The sequence below is a fragment of the Streptomyces lomondensis genome (genome assembly GCF_014651035.1).
Taxonomy (GTDB): Bacteria; Actinomycetota; Actinomycetes; order Streptomycetales; family Streptomycetaceae; genus Streptomyces; species Streptomyces lomondensis.
On record NZ_BMWC01000002.1, the window covers coordinates 789,275 to 812,375 of the forward strand.

Genomic DNA, 23,101 nt, shown 5'->3' on the forward strand with positions numbered 1-23,101 from the left:
CGGGGAAACTCACCGATACCGTCAGTGCTCTTGACTGAACTTCCGTCTCACGGGGAGCCACTGTGAAGCGCCGCCCATTGTCCGCTGCTGCCGCGTTGGCGACGACGGCCGTACTGCTGTTGACGGCCTGCGGTAGCGGGGACGACAGCTCGAAGAGCAACGACAAGATCGCAGGCGCCGATTCCGGCGACACGGCGACGTCGTCATCACCAAGCGCCAGCGCATCCGGTCCCGCCGACAGGCCCAGGATCACGTTTCCCGAAGGTGTGGAGAACAGGTTCGAGGGCTGGAAGACGGGTGATCCGACCAAGGATGCAGTGCTGTCCGATGTAACGCAGACGGTGAACGCGGTGGACGATGCGATCCTCCGCGGCGACACGAACTCTGCGACCCTCGCGTACTACCGCCAGGGCAAAGCGCTCGTGAGCGCGCAGAAGTGGGTCCAGGCCTGGCTGGACGAGGACCTCACGTGGACAGGCGTTACGCGCTACTTCGACCCGAACGTCAAGGTCGCGGACAGGGACACGGCCGCGGTCGTCTACTGCGCCGACGAAAGTAAGGCCTACAACAAGAACCGCAAGACCGGAACGGTGGACAAGTCACCGTCCGACGAGAGCCCGTACGTCACGTACAGCACGCAGCTCAAGAAGAACAGCAAGGGGGTCTGGCAGACCACGGAGGTGCTGTCGAAGAGAGGGGACAAGACGTGCGCGCCCTGACCCGTGGCACAACCACAGCAATTGCTCTCGTCGTGGCTTTCGGAATGACCTCAGGCGCCGCCGAGGCAAAGGGCCCTGGCGCGTCCGAGGCTGAGGTCGACACCAGCGGCATGAGGTCCGGAAGCGACCTCGTCTCCATGATCAGGTACACAAGCACCACCACGGGCGGTAAAGGCAAGGGCAACGTCACCCCTGTGGGCAACTGGACCCCGCCCGCATGTTGGTACGAACCGCGCTCCGCTGAGGAGTTCTCCAAGTACGTCGAGAACATGTACGACGAGACGGTCAACGCTCCGGGCCAACACAGCTATGCCAAGTCTGCCGTCGGTATGTTCCGCAACGAATACAAGGACGGAAAGTACAAGAACTACAACCTCGACAAGAAGGACGAGGGCAACTGGTGGGTGGCCGTCCGCGACGAAGACCGCTGGACGGAGCCCGAGGCCCAGCTTTGCGACAAGCAACCCTTCTGGGTCGAGAACGGTGCCACCCCGCCCGTGGAGAACGCGGTCACCCCGCAAGTCCTCGCCGAACTCGCCTACAACCGCATCCAACTGCCGACGACCGAAGTAACCCTCGCCCCCGAGGCGACCACCAAGGTCAACCTCCCCACGTGGGCCTGGCTGGACAAGGCCAGGTTCAAGGAGGTCTCCGTCACCGCCGCGCTCAACGTGGGCGGCCTCAACATCCAGGCCACCACCACCGCCAAGCCGGTCTCGCTCAAACTGGAGCCCGGTACGCCCGATGCCGAGACCTACCCCGCCTCCGGCGAGTGCACGATCAACGACGACGGCTCGATCGGCGAGCCGTACGCCAAGGGCAAGGCCAACCAGACCCCGCCGTGCGGCATCCGGTACCTCCGCTCCTCCGGTGACGGCACCTTCAAGCTGCAGGCCACCGTCACCTGGGACATTACGTGGACCGGCACGGGCAACCCCAACCCGACGCAGCTCCCCAACGGCACCTTCGGCAACGCCCAGAACGTCACCGTCCAGGAGATCCAGTCCGTCAACAGGTGACGGGGCCGGAGACGGGACACTCTGCTCGGCACAGCGCCTCGCGGACTCCGCGAGGCGCGACCCTAGCGGTTCACCGCCTGGGCCTCCTTGACGGTCACGTCCTGCTCGAACGTGGACAGCCCGTCCGGCAGCCCCGGCTGCCGCGGCGGCCCGTCCGGGTCGGCCGAGTCGGTCCACGTCACCTTCCAGGTGATGGACGCCTTGAAGGGGTAGGTGCCGCTGCCGGAGGAGCGCAGGTAGGTGACGTTGCAGCCCGCGTCCCCGCTGTCGGCCGTGTAGCCGTTCTTGCCCTTGACCAGGTCGTAGGTGCAGCTCTGCGGGTCGGCGTCGGAGGTGCCGGCGTCGACCTTCAGCGCCACAGGGGTGGCGACGGTGGTCGCGGCCAGCTGAACGCCCTTGTAGTCGAGGCTCGCCGTCGTCCACACGCGATCGAGATCGCCCTTGAACGCCACCCGCGTACCGAGATTCACGAGCAGCCGGTCAGCGCGCGGCTTCAGCTCGACAGGGGGTGCGGGCAACTTCGTGGAGTTGAAGGCGAGTTCGGAGAGGATCTCGGGAGTCACCTTGTTCGGGTCCGGCTGCGGGTCGGCAGGCGGAACCCAGATCTCCCAGTTGTCCGTCGTGACGGGGCACGCCTCGCTGTAGGTGTCGTCACGGAACTGCACCTGCCACCACAGCCCATCGTCACCCTTGTGGTAGTCCTGCTCGTCCCGCTTCTTGGCGTAATCGGCGGCGGGTTTCCCCGCCCCGGCATATGCGGTCTTGATGAACTTCTCGTATTCCTCCGGCGTGTACATCGGCTCGTACCAGCACACCGGCGGCTTCCAGTTGGCGTCCGAGGAGGTGGCGGATGCAGTGGAGCCGCTCGAGGCGGGAGCGCTCTGGCTGATACGGATGTGGGCACCGATGGATCCGTTGCCGGATTCGGCCCCGGCATCAGGGCCGGAACCGGCACCCGGCTGGTCGGACTCAGTGGTGCCGCCGTCGCCGCCGACCTGGACATCGCCCGCGTACGCCGGACAGCCGAGGCTCAGCGCCACGAGCAGTCCCGCCGCGGCGGCCGAACGAAGAACCGGACGAGCAGTCCGTGCCCCTATCCCTGGACGCACGACGCGTCCCCCTTCTTCCAACTCTGCTTCAGCACCTGCCAGTCACCACGCGCGTCCTTCGCGGCCTGGAGCGTGTACAGGATGAAGTCCTTGTCGCTCGGCTGGGTGCGCAACACCTTGTTGGTGCTGATCTCCTTGCTGTACCCCTTGCTCTGGTCCTCGCAGTAGCGGACCGCTGCGGTCTTGCCGTTCGCCACGTCCGTGGCCTCGAAGCCGAAGTACCGGTAGTCGCCGCTGACAGTGAGCCCGTCCTGCTTGACCGTCGCGACCCGATCAGCCCAGTAGGTGAGGGCGGACGCAGCAAAGTAGCGGTTCATGTTCTCCGTCTGGCCGCTTCCCTTGCCGAAGGCCTCCAGGCGGGCCTGAGCCGAGTACGCCACATCGCGCAGGAGGGCGTCCTTCGTGGCATCCCCCGTCGGGTCGTTCTCGACGGTCACCTTGACGTCCGACGGAAAGTCGAAGGTCGGCGCGTCCTTCTCAGGCGTGGCAGAGGCGGACGGCGTCGACGCCCCCGTCTCCCCCGTACCGGCTCCCGCGATCTCGTCGCTACTCGATCCGTCGCCCGAATCGCTGCTGCAACCAGCCCCAGAGAAGGTGACAGCAGCAAGGAGGCAGGCCGTAGCCACCCTCCGGCGCGTGGTCAACATGGCGCCCGTCCTCAGATGTAGATGGTCGGCGTGCTCGAGGATGATCCCATGCGGGACCGCCGCCGACCCAAACCCCCAAGGGGCCGCCGCGATCGTGTGACCTTTGTGAAGACCTCTTCACGACCGCGACCGCCCGCCTCGGCGAGCGGATGCCCAGGTCTACCTTTGGGGAGACGCACTCGACGCGCGCACACCACCACACCACCCGCGCGCATCAACAACAACCACTACGCCAGGAATTGCCAAGCCTTTAGCAGAGTTCGCACTGGCGAACCGAGGAACCCGGCAGCTAGCGTCAGGGCTCCCGGCTGATCGTTCTCGCTTCTCGGGGGAGTCACTTGAAGCGCCGCCTTCCACTCCGCACGCCGCCGCGTCCGCCGTGCGTCGCCCGCCGCTGATCCCGCGCATGCGGGGTCCGTTCGCTCCGCAGGCCGCCGCCCACCGAAGAGACTGAAATCCCAGATGAGCGATCTGCGCCTCGAAGACACCATATTCGAGCACCTGAAGAAGACCTTCTCCTCCATCAGCGACCGCATGGAGGACGCCCGCCGCAGCCTTCGAGGCGCAGACGCCTCGGCCGTCGGCGAGAGCCAACTCGTCGAGGACGTCCAGGACTTCGCCGACGACTGGGGCTACGGCATCAAGCAGCTCGGCAAGCACACCCACGGCGCCGTGAAAATGATCAACAAGATCGGCGAGACGTTCGACGGCCTCGACCTGGAGCTGGCCCAGTCGCTCAAGGCCAAGAAGAAGGGCAAGTAGCGTGGCTGGTCAGCGTCCCCCTCTTCCCAACATCGGCTGGGACCCCACCCCTGGAAGCGTGGAGGACACCCGGGAACTCGCCAAACGGCTGGGCAAGCTGGCGGGCGAACTGGGCACGGCGGTGCGCGAGTTGGAGCGGATCGAATGCGGCGCCTGGAAGGGCAAGACCGCGATCGCCTTCACCGAGTACATAGGCCAGGACGTCACCCCGCTCATCCGCAAGAGCCACGAGTCCTTCGACAAGGCCTCGCGCGCACTGCATCGCTGGGCCAACGAGCTCCAGGACTTCCAGGACGAGACGGACCGGCTGGAAAAGGCGGCCGGGGACAAACTCGACGCCAAGGCCAAGGCCAAGGAAGGGACCGAGGAGTACGGCAAGGCCTCCGGCGACGTCACCGGCCTCATCCAGAAAGTCCACGACCTCGAGGACCGCTACAAGCAGGCCGCCGCGAAGATCAGCAAGGAACTCGACAAGGCCGCCGACATCGCCCCCGACGAGCCGGGCTTCTGGGAGAAGCTGGGCCAGGGCATCGCGGACGCCTGGGACGCCACCGGCGACTGGCTCAAGGAACACGCCGACCTGATCAAGGCGATCGGTGACGTGCTCGGCGACATCACCGCCGTACTCGGCATGCTGGCCATCGTCACGCTTCCGTTCCCGCCCCTGGCAGCCATCTTCGGCACCGCGGCACTCATCGGCGCCGGCCTCACCCTGGCCACTCATGGAGTAGCCAAGGCTGCTGGTGCGGATGTGAGTTGGGCTCAGCTCGGACTCGACGCGGTAGGGCTGCTGCCCGGCATCGGAATGTTCGGCAAGGGAGTCAAGGTGGTCGGCGCGGGCAAGGCCGCACTGACCGCTGAGAGACTCGGCAAGGGCTTCAGCGCGACCAAGATCGGCAGTTCGCGCGTCCTGACGTCCTTCGGAAAGGAATCCGCGGACATTGTGGGAGGGTTCGGCAAGGCCGGCTTGGTGAAGATCGGCGGCATCTCGGACGAGGTCTTCGAGGTCGCACATGGCAGCAGCGGATTGATGTCCCGTATGGGGGGTCTCTCCTACGCGGGCTACCATCAAGGCCAGTTGATCGGCTCCAAGGGAGCCAACCTGATTCCGGGGGTGAACATCAATCCTTTCGGGGCAGGCGGTATAGCCCTCGACGCCGGCCTCAAAATTGCTCCCAAGATCTACGGCCATGTGACGGGCGACTAGCCCAAGGACTCGCCATCCACTCCAGGTGACCGCAAAAAAGGATCTGTATGGATATGAGCGTCTGGCTGCCCGAATCAGGAGAAACCCTTATCGCCCGTGCTCCGCTGACTTTCGCCACCGGTGCAGCCACGCCGGTCAAAGGAATGCGATGGTTTCGCGACACCGAGCGCAGGGACATTCAGAACGAACTCGACGGTTGGCCCGAAGGCCCTGCTTACACGCCCCGCTCCGCCGGCGGTACCGCCGCACGGAACACCGTGAAGGGCGCCGCCATGGCGGTAGGCGTAGCCGTCATGGGCCTCCTGTCGTCTCAAAGCGGCAGCGTCGGCCCTGGCCGTTCAGACAAGGGCTCGAACACCTCTCACGACCGAGCCGACGAGGTCGAGGACTTCCCCGTCATGTGGGCCGCCCCGGGCACCATCGCCCGTACCCTGCCCTGGCAGCTGGACCCCGCCCGCTCGCCTCAGGACCAGTACCGCACACACGCGGTGATCACCGACCGCCGACTCGTGATCGTGGGCTTCCCCTACATGAAGGGGGACGAAAAGCGCATCAGCGACGAATTCCTCTGGGAGACCCCTCGGTCCAGCATCGAAAAGGTCGAGCTGCGGGACTTCAAGATCGGAAACGACGCGAAGATCGCATTCACGGATGGCTCATGGTGCAGGGTGAGCAGCATCAAGCGGGAGAGGCTCACTCGCTATCTGATCGAACCCCCTGACTTCATTCCACTGGAATCACTCGCCCCGGCACAGCGCCATACCGCCGAGAGATTCACCGCAGCCCAAGCGCCGGATGCCCAACCCCCTCTGGTCAAACGGAACCCGTGCGGCTGTTTCCGTATCGAGGTTGTGGCACCGAGCACCATTCACGCGTCCTTCGGCCACTCCGGGCTGAACACTGTGATGGACGCGAACGGCACGGAACTCAGCCTGACGGAGTACCACCAAGAGGACTTCCTCACCTGACCAGGCTCTGCACTCGACCAGAACGGTGCACCACTTCACATGACCCCCGCCGCCGACTCCACGACCGCTCAGCACGTCAGTGCCGCTGGTCGGAACCTCCCTCCCCTCTGGTTCCTCGCCCCCGAGGGCTTCTTCGCCCTTCCCCTGGCCGCCACCCCGGAGGAACGCAGCGAGCGCGCGCTGCACTTCGTACGAGAGCTGTACTCCCGAGGCGACGAAAGCATCTGGGAGCCTGCCGCCCCCTACTACGCGGCCATAGCCGAACTCATGGGGGACACCGGTGTCTCCTACGCGGCCATGGGCCTGTTCTCCACAGTGGAGGAACCTGACGCCCCGGCGGGACACGTACTCCGACACGAACCCGCGGAAGGCGTGGCCCAATGCGCCCTCACCGTGGCCATCGCTCCCACGGACCAGGCCGGCGCGGACACCGACGTCGTCGCCCAGGGCATCCTCGCAACGCTCTCCGGCGACCCGTACAACGATGCCATCTGGCTCGACCTGCCGTGTGGCCCAGCAGTGTCCTGCGTCACCGTTCGCGAGTACAGCCTCAGCCCCGAGCTGTCCGCGACCGGCGAGGAAACGAAGCTCCGCACGGGGCAGATCCAGGTCCATGTGCCGTTCCCGACGGGGCCGTACACAGCGATCTTCACGCTTTACACCGCCTCGATGGACCACTGGGCCGAGATCTACCGCTTGATGTCGGCGGTCCTGCAGACGGTGTCCTTCGTCGACCCGGCGGAAGATGTTGCTGACGGGTCACCAGAGGACGACTACGAGGGCGCTTGACCTGCCTTGAGGGCTGCTCGAAGCTGGCTCTCCTGGTAGCGGTGCTCCGCCCGAATCATGCTCCCCTACGATGCTCCTCGGTATCCGCAGGCACCATTCGCGCCGTGGCCACCAACTCGTCAGCCAAACAAGTAACCTCGTCAGCCTCCTTCGGTTGCCACAACCTGACCGTGACAACACTCAGCTCTCCGAGACCGGGAGGGAACATGGCGTACTTGATCAGGCCAGCCGCCCGCTTGCGGCCGAGGCCAAAGCGTCCCTTCTTGTTCAGATCGGCCCGGACTCGAACAGTTGGACCGACTTCCAGGCTCAGGTGCCGAACATCCGGCTCTGTGACCACGGCGGCCCCAACGGACTGCAGGAGTAGCGGAACTACTTCGACCGGCGACGGCCTCGGTTTTCCCTCTTCGCCGTAGGTGTCCTGTCTGAAATCCGCGACTACCTGACCTTCGGGGGTGTATCGGGCAGCCGCAAGATTCGATTCCTCCCTGTTCAGATCGAGCGCAAGGCGCCTGAGTTCCCGGGTCAGCTTGCGTGTCGTCACCGTGAGTCTGGAAGGCTCGAACTGCGTCGTCGCTAGCACGGTGGCCACGGCCCAGGCATCCACCCAATCGACGCTCTCCAGCGTCAGGTCGAGCCATCCCGACTTGAAGTCGAACTGGTACACGTGCTCGTCGACTGACACGCCAACCTCTTTGTCGTTCATCACCATTTCCTGTCAGTGAAAGGCCATAAGGAACGACTTCAGAAGTCAACCGTCACAGTCTGCGCGATGCTGTCCGCCGCCATTTCCATTTCTTCCGTAATACCGGGCACTGTCCACGACACCAACAGCATGACGGCGCTCTCGGCTCCGGTCGGCAGGATCCCGTAAGTCAGTGTTTCCATCAGGACGCCGGGTCCACTGCGTGAAGCCGAGTCAGCAGCGAAATCCTGACGGATGCGTACGGCCTTGCCGACCGGCAGATCCGTACGCGTAATGTGTGGAGGGCCGAAGTCGTCAGCGCGGAAGGTCTCGGCGAGCCAGTCCAGCGTGATCCTGGGGACTGTTTTATCGGGGTGAATAAGATCGACTTCCAGGATCGCCAGCGCGGTGTCGAATCCGTCAGGGAAGAAGGCGAACGCATAGAAAGGGTCTCGGCTGCGACTGTCGTCCGCCCGAGCCTGCAACTCTTTCCTCAAGGTCCGCTTGTCCAGTTCGTAGCCCGCTGCCTTACTGCGGTCACGTAGCTCCGCAGCAGTACTCTTGGCCCAGCTCTTGACGTCGTCCGCCGGCTCGAGCGGGAGCGGTACCCAGTCGGTCGGAACGACAATGCCGCAGGCACTGATGTCACTCATGGCCGCCGTCACCGCCCACCCACGCCAACGACGCGGCCACCGCGTCGAAGAGCTGGACCATCGCATCCGCTATCTGCACCAGGGGAGTGGAGAAGGTCAGCAGTAGACATCCGTCGGCTCTCGGGACCGGCAGTTGGTAGTCGAGCGTGACCGAGGGAAGAGTCTCCTCAGGACTACCCGGCAGACCTGGTGGAGCCGGGCGTTCAGGCTGTCCTGTCGACCTGCGGGTGCGCACCGCAGGCCCCGAGGAGAGTTCGACCACGGACACTTCCAGCTCTTGGTCGGCGGAGAGGCGGGCAGCAATGTCCTGCACCGTCGACTGCCCTCCGCCCTGCGGCGGCAGGAGCGTGACGAGCAGAGAAGCCGGGATGGTGAGGGCGCCGGCCTTCTGCAGGCTCAGGTACAGCTCGATGCCACCGTCCCGGAATGCTGCTGCTGCCTGCGCCAGGAGACTTTCACGCAACTGCCGCTTGAGGTGAGGTGCGTTGTCGACTCCCTCGAACTGCCGGTTGATCAGTGCGTCGACCGAGCGCTCACGGAGCTCCGGTTCGATGCGCACGCGGAACCATCCCTCCGGCAGAAGCAGCCGGTAATCAGTCGGCGGTGCGATTCTGCCACTGCCTTCGGGCGTGGTCATGGTGGCTCCGATGTGGTCGGCTGATCTCATACGTTGGCCTCTGCCTTCTCGATCACCTTGTCGTACGAGAAGCGGCTGACAAGCGCACTCGCCACCGCGGGAACCAGAGCCGCCGCGATGGTCAGCGCGGACAACAAGCCCGCCAGAAACGCCGGCAATTCGTCGCTGAAGAGACCGGCCAGCAGCACAGCGCTGAAGAGCGGGAGCGCAAGGAGTTCGTTCCTGCCGATGACAGAGCGGTACCAGTCGGTCTCCTTGCGGGCTTCCTCTGCTTCCATCGGTGACATCTTGCGGACGTCCGCACCGAGCATGTGCCCCTGCCACCAGACGCTGGCGTTCTCGGCAATCCGGAGCTTCTCGTCCGCAACAGGAACTGCCAATGCCGCCTTCAACTCAGCCCAGCGATCTTGTCCCTGCTGTCCCTCGAACCAGTGCTTCCAGGGCAGCAGCGCCCGTGCGTCACCATTGCGGTCCCGGAACTCGACAGCGAGCGGCTCCCCCGTCGTGGAGGCGACAAGTCGCACCACCCTTGCCACTCCGTGCGCACCGGCCCGTCCGAGCCAGCGTTCCTCCCCCACCGTGTTGGTGAGGACCACGTCGTAGGGCAGCACCCGAACGGAAGCCGTTCGCAAGAACCGCCGCGTCGCTCCGGCTCCCGAGGACGGCCTGAACATCAGGGCTCCGGCGAACAGGTTGCTTCTTCTGTTCCGCCACCACGCCGCGATGCGCACGACGCCATCTGATGCGGGAATCAGCAGAAGGGCACACGCAGCCACTGGCATGGCCCAAACCAGATCAGCGGAGAAAGCGGTCACGACAGCGACGAACCACCCGAACATGCCGAGCCCTCTTGCCCAGCTGTGCCAGCGAGGCAGGTCGGCATGGACAGCACGGTCCGGTCGGATTCCACGACTTTTTCCCTGCGCTTCAACGCCGCCGGCAGGCTGCGCGCCCTCCTCCAGCGGTATTCCAAGAGTGGCGACAAGGTCCCTGAGACCAGTCCGGTTCAGGCACTTCGACGGCTCCAGGTCCATGGCCCCGACCACCCCCGCCTCGGGCAACCATGCTGCGAGCGGTACACGCAGAACCTCCCGCTCCCCCTCGCCCTTGAAGACCAGGACGCCCCAGCGTTCCACGGGACGCTTCTGCACGGTCTCCCAGAGATTGCCAGGCGGGTGGAAGACCGCACGGCAAATACCATCGGCACCGACCTCATACCGGCGCTCCCGGAACCGAGCGTCGCGAACCACCAGGGTGTGCCCTTCGGCGTAGAGCCGGGCCCGCCGCACGGCGTGGGCATTGTGGGGCAGTGCACCCGCGGGGCGCGCGACCGGCTCGGCCGGTTGCCGTAGCGACGCATTCAGTCCAGGTTGCTCAGCCATTGCTTGCCCTGATCATCCGTTACTCGTTGTGGTGGCATCCTTGATCCCGGTTGCCGACCAAACCCCGTCGCCCAGTCCTTGCACCCCCACAAGATCACCGATCTTCCCAGTGATCTCGCCCTTGTCGAGCAAGTCGGTGGTCGACGCCACAGCGGTGGAGCCGGCCCAGATCCGGGTCTGGGTCTCGAACACGTCGGTGACGGCCTTCACCGCACTGTCGGCCCGCAGACCTTCCGACATTTGATCGAGGCTCCTTTGCAGGCTCGTGACACCAGGATCATTCAACCCTGGGCGGGCCCCCGACCAGGTATCGGCCCGTCCAAGCTGCCGGAGGTTGCTCAGGCTCAGGTCCTTGACGGCCTTGAAACTGTCCACCGATTCCTTCCAGATCAGCTTGGGGTTGAAGGCATCCGCCATCCGCTGGGCGCCGGGGAACCAGCCCTTTGGTGCCTTGGCGATCGCCTCGGCGCCGGCCTTGCCGCGCAGGGCACCACCGCTTTCTCGATTGGCCTGCTTCCATGCGTCGTTGACGGCCTTTTTGTACGCCGCGGAGTCGGGCTTCGCGGTGATGCTGTCCCTGAGCATTTTCGCCCTCGCCGATCGGCCCACGCTCTTGGCTGCCTCAGACGCCCCCTTGGCTCCAGCGAGCGCGCCCCGGCCGATACCCAATGTCGCAATTCCTACGACGTCGAGGGCGACATCGAACCAGCTTCCTTTACCAGCCAGTGCCAAAAGGGTGTGCCCCAAGAGCGAGACCAGGGTAGCCGCAAGCGCGATGGTGCCGAGAACCCCGGCAAGGACCTGCCCAACAATTGGGATCCACCCGACCATGAGCGCCAGCGTCCCACAAATGGTAGAGACCCAACCGGAAACTTTGAGGACATCCTCTATCCAGCCAGAATTGTCGTTGACCCAGTCCTTGAACTTGTCCCAGCCACCGTCCTTCAGACCGTCATGATCGATGGCGTGCCGGATGGAGTCACGCGCCCTCTTTGCGGCAGCATCGCGTACGTCCTTTGCCGCCTCGAGATCCTTCTTCGCCCGCTCCAAGGCCAAGCTCGCCGCGTCCTGGCGCTTCTCCAGTTTCTTGCGGTCCGGATCGTCGTCGGCTGTGGCCTTCGGAAGCTTGTCGATCGCGGTACTGCTCGCGTTGTGCTCGTCATGCGCGTCCCGGGCATCACGAAGCGCCTTGTCGGCCATGGCCTGCGCGCGGTGGAGTTCCGAGGCGTACTGGCTGGAGCAGACGCCCTCGATCACCTTCTCCCCGAGGGCATCAGCAGCGGCATCGTAACGCTTGAACGCCTTCCGCAGCTTCCCCTCAGCCTCTTCGGCATCCTTACGAAATTCTTCTGCCGTCTTACTCTTCCACTCATCAACAGACGCCAGCGCTTTGATCTCGTCCGCTTGCTTCTTGATCGCCTCTGCGGTTTTCCGGAGCTCTCGACCCAGCTTTGCGACTTCATCCGGATCCCCGGGAATCGGGTCGGATGCCTCGCCGATCACCGCCCACTCTTCAGCTCGCGGACGCGTCACTTGGCGCCTCCCCCGGAATTCGGCTTCTTCTTGCCTGCATTCCGCAGCGCCTCGGCAAGTTGGTGATCGATGTCCTCGTACGACTTCGCCGCCGTGGAGAGCAGCTTCGAAAGGTTCTCCAGCTCCTCCGTGAGTCGTTCCCGATGGATCTTCCAGTTGTCACCGAACTCGTCGAAGACATCGACCAGTCCTTGGTCGCCCAGGGCGGCCACCCCCAGCCCTTCGGCAGGATTGGCGTTCTTGTCGAACTCCCGGTGGATCTTCGATAGAGACTTGGCGCTTTCCTTGATGCGTTCGATATCTGCAGTCTGGTCCGACACGGATCCCCCCGCTGCGAGGCGTACTGGCGCGCGTCGGTGGGGCGGACCGCAGAGCCCGCCCCACCGCCGTGGATCTTCTAGCAGAAGCTCACTTGCTCCGAGCCTGCTTCGCCAGCTCCTCGTCGATCTGCTCGAACTTGTCCGCAGCCATGGTCAGGTAGTCGCCCATGCCGTCCAGGCCGTCCAGCGTGGTCTTCGTGCCCTGCACGAACTCGTCGAAGTTCTCGTCGAACGCCTTCGACGACGACTTCGTGACGTAGCCGGACTGCACGAGGTTGTTGATGTACTTGCGGAGGCCCTCGAGCTTCTCCTGGAGCTTTTCCTTCTCCTTCACGACATGCTTGGCAGCTTCCCGCATGTCCTGATATGTGATGTCAAGGTCCTTGGCCATGAAGCCGCTCCCTCTCACAACGCCGCAGGGCCAACCCCCGTGGCTCCCTGTTTGCGGACCCATTGTGTGATCGTCCGCTCTTGCGTCAGCAGCTTACGGGTGTGGCCAGTGGGGCCAAACCCCCGCTTGTGAACGAGCCGTCATGAAGTCGTGTACGACGTTGCCATCGGGAACGTCATAACGCCTCCCCACTGCCCCGCCCCGACCTCGAACGGATATCGTCGCTACGACTGTGGCCCGCGTTGCGGAAGCGGCCATGGCGACCACAGAGGCCACACCGGCCCAGTGGCACGGGGAGGACTAGTCGTGCGCCTGACTCTGACCGTCGTCGACCCGTACGGCGGTGGCACCGCCGACGTCGTGCTCGATGCCGATCCTGAGTCCACCGTGGGGGACATCGCCCTGGAGCTGGCCAAGCAGGTCGGGCACAGCGGGGCGCAGATCATCCCGCTCGGGCAGCACCGGCAGGCTCCGGCCAACAACGCGCCCCTCGTGTACGTGGACGGGTACGCCGTCGATCCGAACGCCACCGTCGTCGGATCGCCCCTGCGCGAGGGCGCCGTCGTCAGCCTTCAGGATCCGTCCGGGTGTCTGCCCGGTGAGCCCACCGGTCTGGTCGAGTTGCGTGTCGTGGGCGGGCCCGCCGCCGGGTTCGTGCACCGGCTCGGCGTCGGGCGCTACGACATCGGCAGCGGGGCGGCGTCGTACGTCCGGATCGACGATCCCGAGGTCGACGCCCGGGCCCTCACCCTCTCCGTCGCCACCGACGGCACCTGCCAGGTCGCCGTCCATATGGACAAAGAGCACGTCACCCTCGACGGCAAGTCCCTCGCCGACGAGGAAGCAGAGGAGCAGGGCAGCAGTAAGAAGAAGGGGCAGGAGAAGAAGCAGGAGAAGAAAGAGGAGAAGAAGGGCGGGGGTTCCGAGTGGCCCCTCGGGGCTCAGATCGGGATCGGCAACACCCTTCTCGAGCTCACCCGTTACACGCCCCCGAACGCCGCCCTCAAGTGGTCCGACGACGGTATCGGGCTGGACTACAACCGTCCCCCGCGGCTGCGTCCCCCCGAGCGGCAGACCAACTTCCGGCTGCCGTCGCCGCCTCGCGAGTACGAGGCCCGGCCGCTGCCGTGGCTGATGGCGCTGACGCCGCTCGTCGGTGCCGTCGTATCAGTGATGATCTTCCAGCGCTGGTACTACCTGATCATGGCGGCGCTGAGCCCGTTCCTGCTCTTCGCGAACTACTACAACGACAAGAAGCACGGGCGTAAGTCCCACGCCAAGCAGGTCAAGGAGTACGAGGAGCAGAAGGAGCGGATCGAGAAGGACGCGCAGGACGCCCTCGTCACCGAGCGGAACGACCGGCGGCACGCCATACCCGACCCCGCCACTGTTCTCGCCCTGGGCACGGGGCCGCGGACCCGTCTCTGGGAACGGCGGCGTACCGACCGCGACCATCTCCTCCTCCGTGTCGGGACCGGGCAGTTGCCCTCCGAGGTCGTGCTCGACGACCCCGAGCAGGACGACCACCGCCGGCAGGTGACCTGGAAGATCGAGGACGCCCCGGTCGCGCTGCACCTGCGCACCCTCGGGGTCGTCGGCATGGCCGGGCCGGGGGACTCCGCCCGGGCCCTCGGGCGGTGGGCCGTCGCGCAGACCGCCGCCCTGCACAGCCCGATGGACGTGCAGTTCTACGTGCTGAGCGAGAACGCCGCGCAGGAGTCCTGGGACTGGGTGCGCTGGCTGCCGCACGCCCGGCCGTCCGGCGGGCAGGACGTCAACGCGCTCATCGGGACCGACGCCGAGACCGTCGGCGCCCGCATCGGCGAGCTGACGCAGATCCTCGACGCGCGGAAGAAGGCCGCCGAGCAGAACAAGTCGCAGGGCGGTTCGAGCTTCAGCGATCCCGACATCGTCGTGGTGTGGGACGGGTCGCGGCGGCTCAGGTCCCTCCCCGGCGTCGTACGGCTGCTGCGCGAAGGACCCTCCGTGTCCATGTTCGCCATCTGCCTCGACGCCGAGGAGCGGTTCCTGCCCGGCGAGTGCCAGGCCTACGTCGTCGCCGAGCCGAAGCCCGAGGAGCACGAGCCCGACCGGCAGGTGCAGCAGGCCCAGCAGGTCGCCGGCGGTTTCCCCTCCTTCCAGGCCTGGCACACCACCGCGCAGCAGCCCGAACAGGCCGGCCGTACCGAGCGGTTGCGGCTGCGGGTGGAGGAGGCGGGTGCCGAGCGGCTGAAGGACGTACGGCCCGACTTCGTCTCCCCGGCCTGGTGCCTGCGGCTCGCCCGGTCGCTGTCGCCACTGCGTGACATCAGCGGTGAGACCGAGGACTCGGCCCTGCCCGCCTCCAGCCGGCTGCTGGACGTGCTCCAGCTGGAGCCGCCGACGAGCGACGCGATCGTGGCGCGCTGGCGGATGGGCGGGCAGTCGACGCTGGCCGTCATCGGTGAGTCGTACGACGGTCCGTTCGGGATCGACATCCGCAAGGACGGGCCGCACGGTCTCATCGCCGGTACGACCGGTTCGGGTAAGTCGGAGCTGCTGCAGACCATCGTGGCGGCGCTGGCCGTGGCGAACACGCCCGAGAACATGACGTTCGTGCTGGTCGACTACAAGGGCGGCGCGGCGTTCAAGGACTGCGTCCATCTGCCGCACACCGTCGGCATGGTGACCGACCTCGACGCCCACCTGGTGGAACGCGCCCTGGAGTCGCTGGGCGCCGAGCTGCACCGGCGCGAGCACATCCTGGCCGCCGCCGACGCCAAGGACATCGAGGACTACCAGGATCTGGTGCGCCGGGATCCTTCGCACCAGCCGGTGCCCCGGCTGCTCATCGTCATCGACGAGTTCGCCTCGATGGTGCGTGACCTGCCCGACTTCGTGACGGGCCTCGTGAACATCGCCCAGCGTGGCCGGTCCCTCGGCATTCACCTGCTGCTCGCCACGCAGCGGCCGTCCGGCGTCGTCTCCCCCGAGATCCGCGCCAACACCAACCTCCGTATCGCGCTGCGTGTGACGGACGGCGGCGAGTCGACCGACGTCATCGACTCGCCGGAGGCCGGGCACATCTCCAAGAGCACCCCGGGCCGCGCCTACGCCCGCCTCGGGCACGCCTCCCTGGTCCCCTTCCAGTCGGGACGCGTCGGTGGCCGCCGGCCCGGTGCCGCCGACCCGGCCGTGCTGATGCCCTGGGTGGGCCCGCTGACCTGGGAGGACCTGGGCCGGGCGGCGCTGGCCAAGCCCAAGGCGGAGGCCCGTGAGGACGAGGAGATCACCGACCTGAAGGTCCTCGTCGACACCATCCGCGACGCCAACCGCTCGCTCGGCATCCCGCCCCAGCACAGCCCGTGGCTGCCGGCCCTCGACGAGACGCTGCTGCTGGACGAGATCGAGGTGCCGGCGTTCGCGGGCGGCGCCGGCAAGCTGCCGCCGGCCCCGTACGGCATCGAGGACCTGCCCGCCAGCCAGTCCCGCCGCCCGGTCGTCGTGGACTTCTCGTCCTTCGGCCATCTGATGATCGGCGGTGCGCCGCGCAGCGGCCGCTCCCAGGTGCTGCGCACGCTGGCGGGCTCGATCGCCCGCACCCACTCCGTCGCCGACGTGCACCTCTACGGCATCGACTGCGGCAACGGCGCGCTCAACGCGCTGACCCGGCTGCCGCACTGCGGCGCGGTCGTCGGCCGCAACCAGACCGAGCGGGTCGTGCGGCTCGTCAACCGGCTCAAGGGCGAGATGGGCCGCCGCCAGGACCTGCTGGCGGACAAGGGCTTCGCGGACATCGGCGAGCAGCGGGCCTCGGTCTCCGAGGACGAGCGGCTGCCGCACATCGTCGTGCTGCTGGACCGCTGGGAGGGCTGGGTGCCCACGCTCGGCGAGATCGACCACGGTTCGCTTACGGACGAGTTGCAGACGATGATGCGCGAGGGCGCGAGCGTCGGCATCCATCTGGTCCTCACCGGCGACCGGACCCTCCTGGTCGGCCGTATCGCGACCCTCACCGAGGACAAGTACGGTCTGCGGCTGGCCGACCGCAGCGACTTCTCGGCGCTCGGCATCCCGGCGCGCAAGGTGCCGGAGGAGATCCCGCCGGGGCGGGCCTTCCGCAACGAGTTCGGTACGGAGACGCAGTTCGCGCTGCTCGCCGAGGACACCAGCGGGCAGGGCCAGGCCGCCGCGCTCGCCGCGATCGGAGAGGCCGCCGCGGCCCGGGACGCGTCCGTGCCGCGCACGCGCCGCCCGTTCCGTGTGGACAGCCTGCCCAGCCGTATCTCCTTCCCGGAGGCGTGGGAGCTGCGCGACCCGGACCTGTCCCGCTCGCGCCTGTGGGGCCTGGTCGGCATCGGCGGCGACGAGATCATCGGCTTCGGCCCCGATCTGGCGCAGGGCGTACCGGCGTTCGTCGTCGCGGGCCCGGCCAAGTCGGGCCGCTCGACGGTCCTGCTGAACTTCGCCCACTCGTTCCTGTCCCAGGGCACGCGCCTGGTGATCGCGGCGCCGCGCCAGTCCCCGCTGCGCCAACTCGACGGCACGGACGGCGTCCTGAAGGTCTTCACCGGCGACGACATCGACGAGGACGAGTTCGAGGAGCTGATCGACCAGGCGTCCCTGGAGGAGCCGATCGCGGTCCTCGTCGACGACGGCGAGATCCTGGAGGACTGCGACGCGGAGAGCCAGCTGAAGAAGCTGGTCTCGCGGGGCGCCGAGCGCGGCCTCGCCCTGGTCATCGCCGGTGACGAGGAGGACGTGTGCAGCGGCTTCTCCGGCTGGCAGGTCGATGCGAAGAAGGCCCGCCGCGGCATCCTGCTCTCCCCGCAGGAGTCCTCCAGCGGCGACCTCATCGGCGTGCGCCTGTCCCGCAGCATGGTCGGCGGCCAGGTCGCCCCCGGCAAGGGCATGCTGCACCTCGGGGACGGGGAGCTGCGTACGGTCGTGGTGCCGGGATGAGGCGTTGAGCGGGGGTTCGGCGAAGCCGAAGCGGAGGAAGGCGGCGGGGGCCGCCCTGCGGTACGAGCACCGGCCGGGGTGGTCGGTTCGCTGCCCGGGCTGGCTGCGGGGTACCTGGTCGCCGGGGTGATCGGCACGACCATCCGGCCCAAACGGCGCCGCGATTGGGACTACGGCTGCTACAGCCAGGGCGGCTCGTGCTGGGTGCATGTCCACTTCCCGTACTCGTCAAGTACGGCGGTCGGTCCTCTACCGGACCTTCGACATCCGAGCGTCTCTAATCAGCTAAGTGATCCTATGCAGGACGTGGTGTCTGGCATGGGTGGTGTCCACCGTGGAGGGGTGGCGTGGGCGTGGAGGTGGAAGCCTGCGCCCAGTGCTGCGCCTCGTGGCCGGTGTCGGCTGGTGGTGGATGTGCTGATCGTCGTCACGCCCTGGTACCGGTGAGCTGCACGGGGCAGCCGTCTCCGGCCCGTGGGTGCGTGTCCCTCCGGACGCTTGCCCGCCGGACCGCTTGGGCCGGTGGGGGAGGGTGCCCTGCGTCGCCTGGGCGCGGGGCGTGTGGTGCGGCGCCGGGTGGGGCCGGTCTTGGACCGGTCCTGCCGACGGGTCTGGACGGTGGCCGGGGTGATCACGGCGGTGGCTTCGAGCCGGTCGACCACGCTGCGGATAGCCATCGCGCCGCTGGTGCGGTCGGTGGCGGTCTTGGTCTGGTGAGTCAGGCCGCGGGCGGCGATACGCTGCCATGCTCCAGTGTCGCGGTCGCCCTGCCAGCCGCAGTCCCGGTTCGGGCACAGGGCCCATTTCCAGCCGGTGTGGTGGGCCGGTCGGGGGCTTTGCGGTGGCGCAGCGGGACGAGACAGCGGGGGCAGTGCCGGGAGGTGTTCCGGGCCGGGACGGTGACCACGGCGATGCCCGTCTCGGCGGCCAGGTGCCGGATCCGTTCGACGATCTTCCCGCGTACCTGCTGGGAGAGGCGGGTGTTCAGGGTGCGGCCCATGTGGCGGGCCTCCATGGAGCGGAGGTCTTCGACGTAGATCACGCTCGCGCCGGCGGTGAGGGCCTGGTCGACCGTCCAGCGGGCGGCGGATGAGGCCAGGGTGTCGTTGAGGTTCGAGCGGCGGGCGGCCACGCGCTGGATCTCGTCGGCGAGGATGGCGTGCTTGCCGGTCAGCGGGTGCGTGTCGGCTTGGGCGATGAGCCGCTGGTAGTGGTCGGTCTTGGCGTGCAGGTGCTCGCTCTCGCGGCGCAGGCGGTGCTGTTTGGCCAGGACACCGGCCGCCCGGAACATGCTCCCGGCCCCGAGAGCCGTGATGCGCCCGTCGTCGTGCAGGCGCACCGCGCCCGCGCTGAGCAGTGTGTTCAGCCCCCAGTCCACACCGAGCGCGACCGTGTGCCCGCTGCGCCGGGCCTTCGGCACGGCATGGGTGTAGGCCAGATCCACTCGCACCCCGCCCCCGTGCACGCGCAGGGTGGGCAGGTGCAGCAGCGCGCCGGGCGGGATCGTCGGCGGCAGCGCGATGGGGCATGCCACCCACGTCCAGTCCTTGTACAACTGCGGGTCGGGACGGGTGGGCAGCTGCAACCGCAGCAGCGCCCGGCCCGGATCATCCCCGCGCCCGATCGTGGCCTGCTGCCGGTCACACGCGGACAGCAACAGCATCCCCGCACTGTGGGGTGCGGCCTCCAGCTCGAACACGCCGGCCGGCAGCCGGCCGTGCTTGTGCTGGAAGGCGGCGATCTGCCGGGTGCGGGAGGTGATGACGCCGGAGGGCAGGTCCCGGCCGCCGGGGATGGCCTCGCGGACGGCGTCCCACTCCCGCGCAGTGCGCTTGCCGGGTTCGGCGGGCCACGTCTTCAGGACTGCGGTGGTCACATCGGCCCGCCACTTCACCGACCGAAGCAGGCGCCCGGCCTGCTCCTGGGCCATCCGCACGATCCGGTCGTTGACCCGCAAGCCCCCAGGCGGTGCGGCGGTCCAGCCCAGACGGCGCAGCGCCATCCACGCCTTCGACGGCAGCGCCCGGCCCCCGGCATCCACACCCGAAGCCAGCGCATCCACGTCGGCGGCATTCCAGTGCTCGGCCAGCAGTTCGGCGGCCATCCCGGACACCAGATCAGCGGCCCAGCCCACCCGCTTCGCCAGCACCGCCGCGGTGAGGACCTGCCCGGTCTTCTCCTCCACCCCGCAACGCAACAGGCCAGGGGCACAAGCGGTGCGGGCCGTCTCGCCCTCGCCCAGCGGCAGTCTCCGGCTCACCCGCACCCCCCTTCCCCATGCGTGGTGCTGTCATCCGATCAACGACACCCCCGCGAAAAGGTCACGCATTCGAACCACGCACTCACACACGACACCGCCACCAGTTCCGGACACACGGCATGACGCCAACCGATGACCAATCACTACGATCCCGAAGGAAACGCGGGAGCCTGAGGACGTCCCGACTCCTCGCTATCCGAGCGGTACTGGAGATCGTCGCCGACCGGCGTGAGGTGGACGGTCGTGGGGGCCGGGCCGATCGACACGCCCGTGGACGTCATGCGGCGTCGACCTCGCGCCGGAACCGGGCCCGGAACTCGTCGTCCAGCGCGAAGTGCGGGTGCACGATCTTCACCGCGACCGTACGGCCCCCTGCGCTGCGGCCCAGGTAGACCCGGCCCATGCCGCCGGAGCCCAGCCGGCCGAGCAGCCGGTAGGGCCCCACGACCGTGGGTTCGTCGACGTCGAGCGGCCGCATGGCGTCACCCCTCCCCCGTGGGCGCGCGCAGGCCCTCGCCGGCCCCCGTACGCGCGCACTCCCCAGCAGCGTAGTGCCGGAGCAGTGCCCCGCTCACGGCTGGAGCAGGTCCACCTTCACGTCCGCCGGGAACCCGGTCGTCGGGCCGACGCGCCGCGCGAACTCGGCGACGGCCTCCAGCTGCGGGCCGCCGAAGCGGAAGTCGAGGGTCGTGAAGTACCGGGCGAGGGTCGCCTCGTCGAAGGCCTCCCAGCGGGCGGCCTGCTCGGCGACCTTGCCGACCTCTTCGAGGGAGAGGTTGCGGGAGTCGAGGAAGGCCTCGTGCACCCGGCGGGTGAGGACCGGCTCACGCTCCAGGTAGTCCCGGCGCGCCGCCCAGACCGCGAAGACGAACGGCAGGCCCGTCCACTCCTTCCACAGCGCCCCCAGGTCGTGCACCTCCAGCCCGAAGCGCGGCCCGTCGAGCATGTTCGCCCGCAGCGCCGCGTCGCCGATGAGGACGGCGGCCTCGGCCTCCCGCATCATCAGGCTGAGGTCGGGCGGGCAGGTGTAGTAGTCCGGCTGGACGCCGTAGCGCTCGGCGAGGAGCAGCTGGGCGAGGCGGACGGAGGTGCGGGAGGTCGACCCGAGGGCGACGCGGGCGCCGTCCAGCCGGTCCAGGGGGACCTGCGAGACGATCACGCACGACATCACCGGGCCGTCGCAGCCGACGGCGATGTCGGGGAAGGCGACCAGGTCGTCCGCGTGCTTGAGGAACTCGACCAGGGTGATCGGACCGATGTCGAGATCGCCCTGCACCAGCTTCTCGCTGAGCTTCTCCGGGGTGTCCTTGGTGAGCTCGAAGTCGAGGAGCGTGCCCGTTCTCGCCAGCCCCCAGTACAGGGGCAGGCAGTTCAGGAACTGGATGTGGCCGACGCGCGGCCGGGTGCGAGGATTGTCCACGTCGTGAGGCTAGCCCTCACGGCGTACGGGGCGGCGCGCGGCCCCGCTGTCGGCGCGCGAGCCGGCCTCATGCGCCTTCACCGCCAGTCGGCCGGGGATGTTCAAACATTCGGGTGACGTGATCTTGACCCCTATTGCATTCCGGTCTCCGCGTGCTAGGCTCGTCGCAAGTTGCAGTTTGGTTTCCCTTGCAGTACAGAGCCTGCGGAGCATGTGACCGCGGGCTCTCGTCATTCACAGACATATGCACTTGTGCGGAATTCTCTTCACACTTGCTGGTTCTGGAGCAGGGCAACCCTTTTGGGCCCAAGGAGGGCTTATGGCTACCGGAACCGTTAAGTGGTTCAACGCCGAAAAGGGCTTTGGTTTCATCGCCCAGGAGGGCGGCGGCCCCGACGTCTTCGTCCACTACTCCGCGATCAATGCGACCGGATTCCGGTCCCTCGAGGAGAACCAGCAGGTGTCTTTCGACGTCACGCAGGGTCCGAAGGGCCCGCAGGCTGAGAACGTCACGCCGGTCTGATAAGCAGTACCCAAGGAGCCCCGCGCCGTCAGGCGGCGGGGCTCCTGCCTTTTCCCGGCCGCACCCCTTCGTGAATTCTTGGCGAATTCTTCTCCCCGGTGGTCAGACCGGGAGAATGTTCGGATGCGGAACAGCGAAGAGAACAGCGGCTCCCCCAGCGTCCCGCCCGGGAACAGCCGCCTCGCGACCGGCCTGTCGTCCGGCCTCGCGCTCGGCACGGCGGTCGGGCTGGTGCTCGGTATGACCGTCTTCGACAACATGGGCCTGGGGCTCGCCCTGGGCATGGGTCTGGGCACGGCGATCGGTGCGGGGGCGGGTATCGGGGCGGCTCTCAGCGTCGGACAGGGGCGCGAGGGCCACGGGAACGGGCCGACGCCCCAAGGCCCCGGGAACGGACCGAAACCCGACGGCCAAGAAGACGGACCGACGCCCGAGAGCCGAGGAGACACCCCCGGCCAATAAGCTCCGGGCCCATGACCCACGCCGACTTCCTCACCGACACCCGCACCTTCTACGACACCGTGGCCGAGGACTACGCCCGGCACTTCCGGAACTACCTCGCGGCCACGCCGCTGGAGCGGGGCCTGCTGGCCGGTTTCGCGGAGCTCGTCGGTGCGGGGGGCGAGGTCGCCGATCTCGGGTGCGGGCTCGGCGAGGTGACGGGATACCTCGCGTCCCGGGGGCTGTCCGTCTTCGGCCTGGACCTGTCGGAGTCGATGCTCGCGATCGCCCGCCGCGAGCACCCCGGGCTGCGGTTCGCGCAGGGCTCGATGCTGGAGCTGGACCTGCCCGACGGCTCGCTCGACGGTGTCGTGTCCTGGTACTCGACCATCCACACCCCGCTGGACCGGCTGCCGGACGTCTTCGCCGAGTTCGGCCGGGTCCTGCGGCCCGGGGGCCATCTGCTCCTCGCCTTCCAGGCCGGCGACGAGCCCCGCCGCTACGAGGAGGCCTTCGGGCACCAGGTGGCCCTGGACTTCCGCCGACGCCGTCCGGAGCGGGTCGCCGAGCTGCTGGCAGCCGCCGGGTTCGCCCTGCGGGCACAAATGGGACGAGAGCCCGACGAGACCCTCGGCGAACCGACCCCCCAGGCGTTCCTCGTGGCCCGCAAGCCGCCGGTGGCCGCCTAGGTCCGC

21 protein-coding genes and 1 pseudogene are annotated in these 23,101 nt (G+C 67.5%); 10 read left to right on the plus strand and 12 right to left on the minus strand.

The window, feature by feature from the left end; all coding sequences use genetic code 11:
* The first annotated feature begins 62 nt into the window (after positions 1-62).
* Positions 63-719, plus strand: coding sequence for a hypothetical protein (locus tag IE255_RS11045; RefSeq protein WP_190049982.1), 657 nt, complete (start codon positions 63-65; stop codon positions 717-719).
* A 44-nt stretch (positions 720-763) separates the two neighbouring features.
* Entirely contained in the window at positions 764-1,738 is a 975-nt protein-coding gene (locus tag IE255_RS11050) for a hypothetical protein (RefSeq protein ID WP_372487607.1), read from the plus strand.
* A 62-nt stretch (positions 1,739-1,800) separates the two neighbouring features.
* On the opposite strand, the gene IE255_RS11055 is transcribed toward IE255_RS11050, so the two are convergent.
* Together IE255_RS11055 and IE255_RS11060 are read right to left on the minus strand one after the other, a co-directional pair.
* Positions 1,801-2,778: a hypothetical protein gene (locus IE255_RS11055; RefSeq protein WP_190049984.1), complete on the minus strand. Its 978-nt coding sequence runs from the start codon at positions 2,776-2,778 to the stop codon at positions 1,801-1,803.
* A gap of 53 nt (positions 2,779-2,831) precedes the next feature.
* Positions 2,832-3,284 (minus strand): hypothetical protein, encoded by a 453-nt coding sequence (locus IE255_RS11060; protein ID WP_190049985.1) that lies wholly within the window; start codon positions 3,282-3,284, stop codon positions 2,832-2,834.
* Between the two features lie 672 nt (positions 3,285-3,956).
* Here IE255_RS11060 and IE255_RS11065 point away from each other — a divergent pair.
* Genes IE255_RS11065 through IE255_RS11080 form a run of 4 tightly spaced genes read left to right on the plus strand, consistent with a single transcriptional unit; the run spans position 3,957 to position 7,220 of the window.
* Positions 3,957-4,256, plus strand: coding sequence for a hypothetical protein (locus IE255_RS11065; RefSeq protein ID WP_190049986.1), 300 nt, complete (start codon positions 3,957-3,959; stop codon positions 4,254-4,256).
* A 1-nt stretch (position 4,257) separates the two neighbouring features.
* A complete protein-coding gene (locus IE255_RS11070; RefSeq protein ID WP_190049987.1) occupies positions 4,258-5,463 on the plus strand; it encodes a WXG100 family type VII secretion target in 1,206 nt (401 codons plus the stop codon).
* Positions 5,464-5,516: 53 nt separating this feature from the next.
* Positions 5,517-6,431 (plus strand): hypothetical protein, encoded by a 915-nt coding sequence (locus tag IE255_RS11075; protein ID WP_190049988.1) that lies wholly within the window; start codon positions 5,517-5,519, stop codon positions 6,429-6,431.
* 39 nt (positions 6,432-6,470) lie between these two features.
* Positions 6,471-7,220 carry a hypothetical protein gene (locus tag IE255_RS11080; RefSeq protein WP_190049989.1) on the plus strand — a complete coding sequence of 250 codons (750 nt, stop codon included), beginning with the start codon at positions 6,471-6,473 and terminating at the stop codon, positions 7,218-7,220.
* A gap of 55 nt (positions 7,221-7,275) precedes the next feature.
* On the opposite strand, the gene IE255_RS11085 is transcribed toward IE255_RS11080, so the two are convergent.
* From IE255_RS11085 to IE255_RS11115, 7 genes are all read right to left on the minus strand, one after another.
* Complete coding sequence (locus IE255_RS11085; RefSeq protein ID WP_190049990.1) at positions 7,276-7,926, minus strand: hypothetical protein; 651 nt, start codon at positions 7,924-7,926, stop codon at positions 7,276-7,278.
* A 38-nt stretch (positions 7,927-7,964) separates the two neighbouring features.
* Entirely contained in the window at positions 7,965-8,558 is a 594-nt protein-coding gene (locus tag IE255_RS11090) for a hypothetical protein (RefSeq protein WP_190049991.1), read from the minus strand.
* Entirely contained in the window at positions 8,551-9,195 is a 645-nt protein-coding gene (locus IE255_RS11095) for a hypothetical protein (protein ID WP_190049992.1), read from the minus strand. The genes IE255_RS11090 and IE255_RS11095 overlap by 8 nt, the downstream gene beginning before the upstream one ends.
* Before the next feature lie 26 nt (positions 9,196-9,221).
* Positions 9,222-10,577, minus strand: a complete 1,356-nt coding sequence (locus IE255_RS11100) for a hypothetical protein (protein WP_190049993.1) — start codon at positions 10,575-10,577, stop codon at positions 9,222-9,224.
* A gap of 12 nt (positions 10,578-10,589) precedes the next feature.
* Positions 10,590-12,110 carry a putative T7SS-secreted protein gene (locus IE255_RS11105; protein WP_190049994.1) on the minus strand — a complete coding sequence of 507 codons (1,521 nt, stop codon included), beginning with the start codon at positions 12,108-12,110 and terminating at the stop codon, positions 10,590-10,592.
* Positions 12,107-12,430: a DUF6317 family protein gene (locus IE255_RS11110; RefSeq protein ID WP_190049995.1), complete on the minus strand. Its 324-nt coding sequence runs from the start codon at positions 12,428-12,430 to the stop codon at positions 12,107-12,109. Before IE255_RS11110 ends, IE255_RS11105 begins: the two co-directional genes overlap by 4 nt.
* Positions 12,431-12,518: 88 nt before the next feature.
* Positions 12,519-12,821: a WXG100 family type VII secretion target gene (locus tag IE255_RS11115; protein ID WP_190049996.1), complete on the minus strand. Its 303-nt coding sequence runs from the start codon at positions 12,819-12,821 to the stop codon at positions 12,519-12,521.
* 306 nt (positions 12,822-13,127) lie between these two features.
* Between IE255_RS11115 and IE255_RS11120 the strand changes: the two genes are divergently transcribed.
* Positions 13,128-17,762, plus strand: coding sequence for an FtsK/SpoIIIE domain-containing protein (locus IE255_RS11120; protein WP_190049997.1), 4,635 nt, complete (start codon positions 13,128-13,130; stop codon positions 17,760-17,762).
* A 718-nt stretch (positions 17,763-18,480) separates the two neighbouring features.
* On the opposite strand, the gene IE255_RS11125 is transcribed toward IE255_RS11120, so the two are convergent.
* The 3 genes and pseudogenes from IE255_RS11125 to IE255_RS11135 all read right to left on the minus strand — a co-directional run bounded on the left by IE255_RS11125 (position 18,481) and on the right by IE255_RS11135 (position 21,442).
* Positions 18,481-20,022 carry a transposase gene (locus IE255_RS11125; RefSeq protein ID WP_229906358.1) on the minus strand — a complete coding sequence of 514 codons (1,542 nt, stop codon included), beginning with the start codon at positions 20,020-20,022 and terminating at the stop codon, positions 18,481-18,483.
* A gap of 280 nt (positions 20,023-20,302) precedes the next feature.
* A pseudogene (locus IE255_RS11130) lies at positions 20,303-20,500 on the minus strand (serine/threonine protein kinase); the annotation flags it as partial.
* 93 nt (positions 20,501-20,593) lie between these two features.
* Positions 20,594-21,442, minus strand: a complete 849-nt coding sequence (locus IE255_RS11135) for a menaquinone biosynthetic enzyme MqnA/MqnD family protein (protein WP_190049998.1) — start codon at positions 21,440-21,442, stop codon at positions 20,594-20,596.
* 319 nt (positions 21,443-21,761) lie between these two features.
* On the opposite strand from IE255_RS11135, the gene IE255_RS11140 reads away from it, so the two are divergent.
* The 3 genes from IE255_RS11140 (at position 21,762) to IE255_RS11150 (ending at position 23,095) form a co-directional block, all read left to right on the plus strand.
* Positions 21,762-21,965 carry a cold-shock protein gene (locus tag IE255_RS11140; protein ID WP_004984723.1) on the plus strand — a complete coding sequence of 68 codons (204 nt, stop codon included), beginning with the start codon at positions 21,762-21,764 and terminating at the stop codon, positions 21,963-21,965.
* Between the two features lie 123 nt (positions 21,966-22,088).
* A complete protein-coding gene (locus IE255_RS11145) occupies positions 22,089-22,427 on the plus strand; it encodes a hypothetical protein (RefSeq protein ID WP_190049999.1) in 339 nt (112 codons plus the stop codon).
* A gap of 11 nt (positions 22,428-22,438) precedes the next feature.
* Entirely contained in the window at positions 22,439-23,095 is a 657-nt protein-coding gene (locus tag IE255_RS11150) for a class I SAM-dependent DNA methyltransferase (protein WP_190050000.1), read from the plus strand.
* The last annotated feature ends 6 nt before the right edge of the window (positions 23,096-23,101 follow it).

What these genes read in the sequence shown, in the direction of transcription:
- IE255_RS11085 (WP_190049990.1), bottom strand. Translation starts at nt 7,926, where the DNA reads ATGAACGACAAAGAGGTTGGCGTGTCAGTCGACGAGCACGTGTACCAG.
- IE255_RS11100 (WP_190049993.1), bottom strand. Translation starts at nt 10,577, where the DNA reads ATGGCTGAGCAACCTGGACTGAATGCGTCGCTACGGCAACCGGCCGAG.
- IE255_RS11115 (WP_190049996.1), bottom strand. Translation starts at nt 12,821, where the DNA reads ATGGCCAAGGACCTTGACATCACATATCAGGACATGCGGGAAGCTGCC.
- IE255_RS11090 (WP_190049991.1), bottom strand. Translation starts at nt 8,558, where the DNA reads ATGAGTGACATCAGTGCCTGCGGCATTGTCGTTCCGACCGACTGGGTA.
- IE255_RS11075 (WP_190049988.1), top strand. Translation starts at nt 5,517, where the DNA reads ATGAGCGTCTGGCTGCCCGAATCAGGAGAAACCCTTATCGCCCGTGCT.
- IE255_RS11150 (WP_190050000.1), top strand. Translation starts at nt 22,439, where the DNA reads ATGACCCACGCCGACTTCCTCACCGACACCCGCACCTTCTACGACACC.
- IE255_RS11065 (WP_190049986.1), top strand. Translation starts at nt 3,957, where the DNA reads ATGAGCGATCTGCGCCTCGAAGACACCATATTCGAGCACCTGAAGAAG.
- IE255_RS11145 (WP_190049999.1), top strand. Translation starts at nt 22,089, where the DNA reads ATGCGGAACAGCGAAGAGAACAGCGGCTCCCCCAGCGTCCCGCCCGGG.
- IE255_RS11080 (WP_190049989.1), top strand. Translation starts at nt 6,471, where the DNA reads ATGACCCCCGCCGCCGACTCCACGACCGCTCAGCACGTCAGTGCCGCT.
- IE255_RS11140 (WP_004984723.1), top strand. Translation starts at nt 21,762, where the DNA reads ATGGCTACCGGAACCGTTAAGTGGTTCAACGCCGAAAAGGGCTTTGGT.
- IE255_RS11050 (WP_372487607.1), top strand. Translation starts at nt 764, where the DNA reads ATGACCTCAGGCGCCGCCGAGGCAAAGGGCCCTGGCGCGTCCGAGGCT.
- IE255_RS11095 (WP_190049992.1), bottom strand. Translation starts at nt 9,195, where the DNA reads ATGACCACGCCCGAAGGCAGTGGCAGAATCGCACCGCCGACTGATTAC.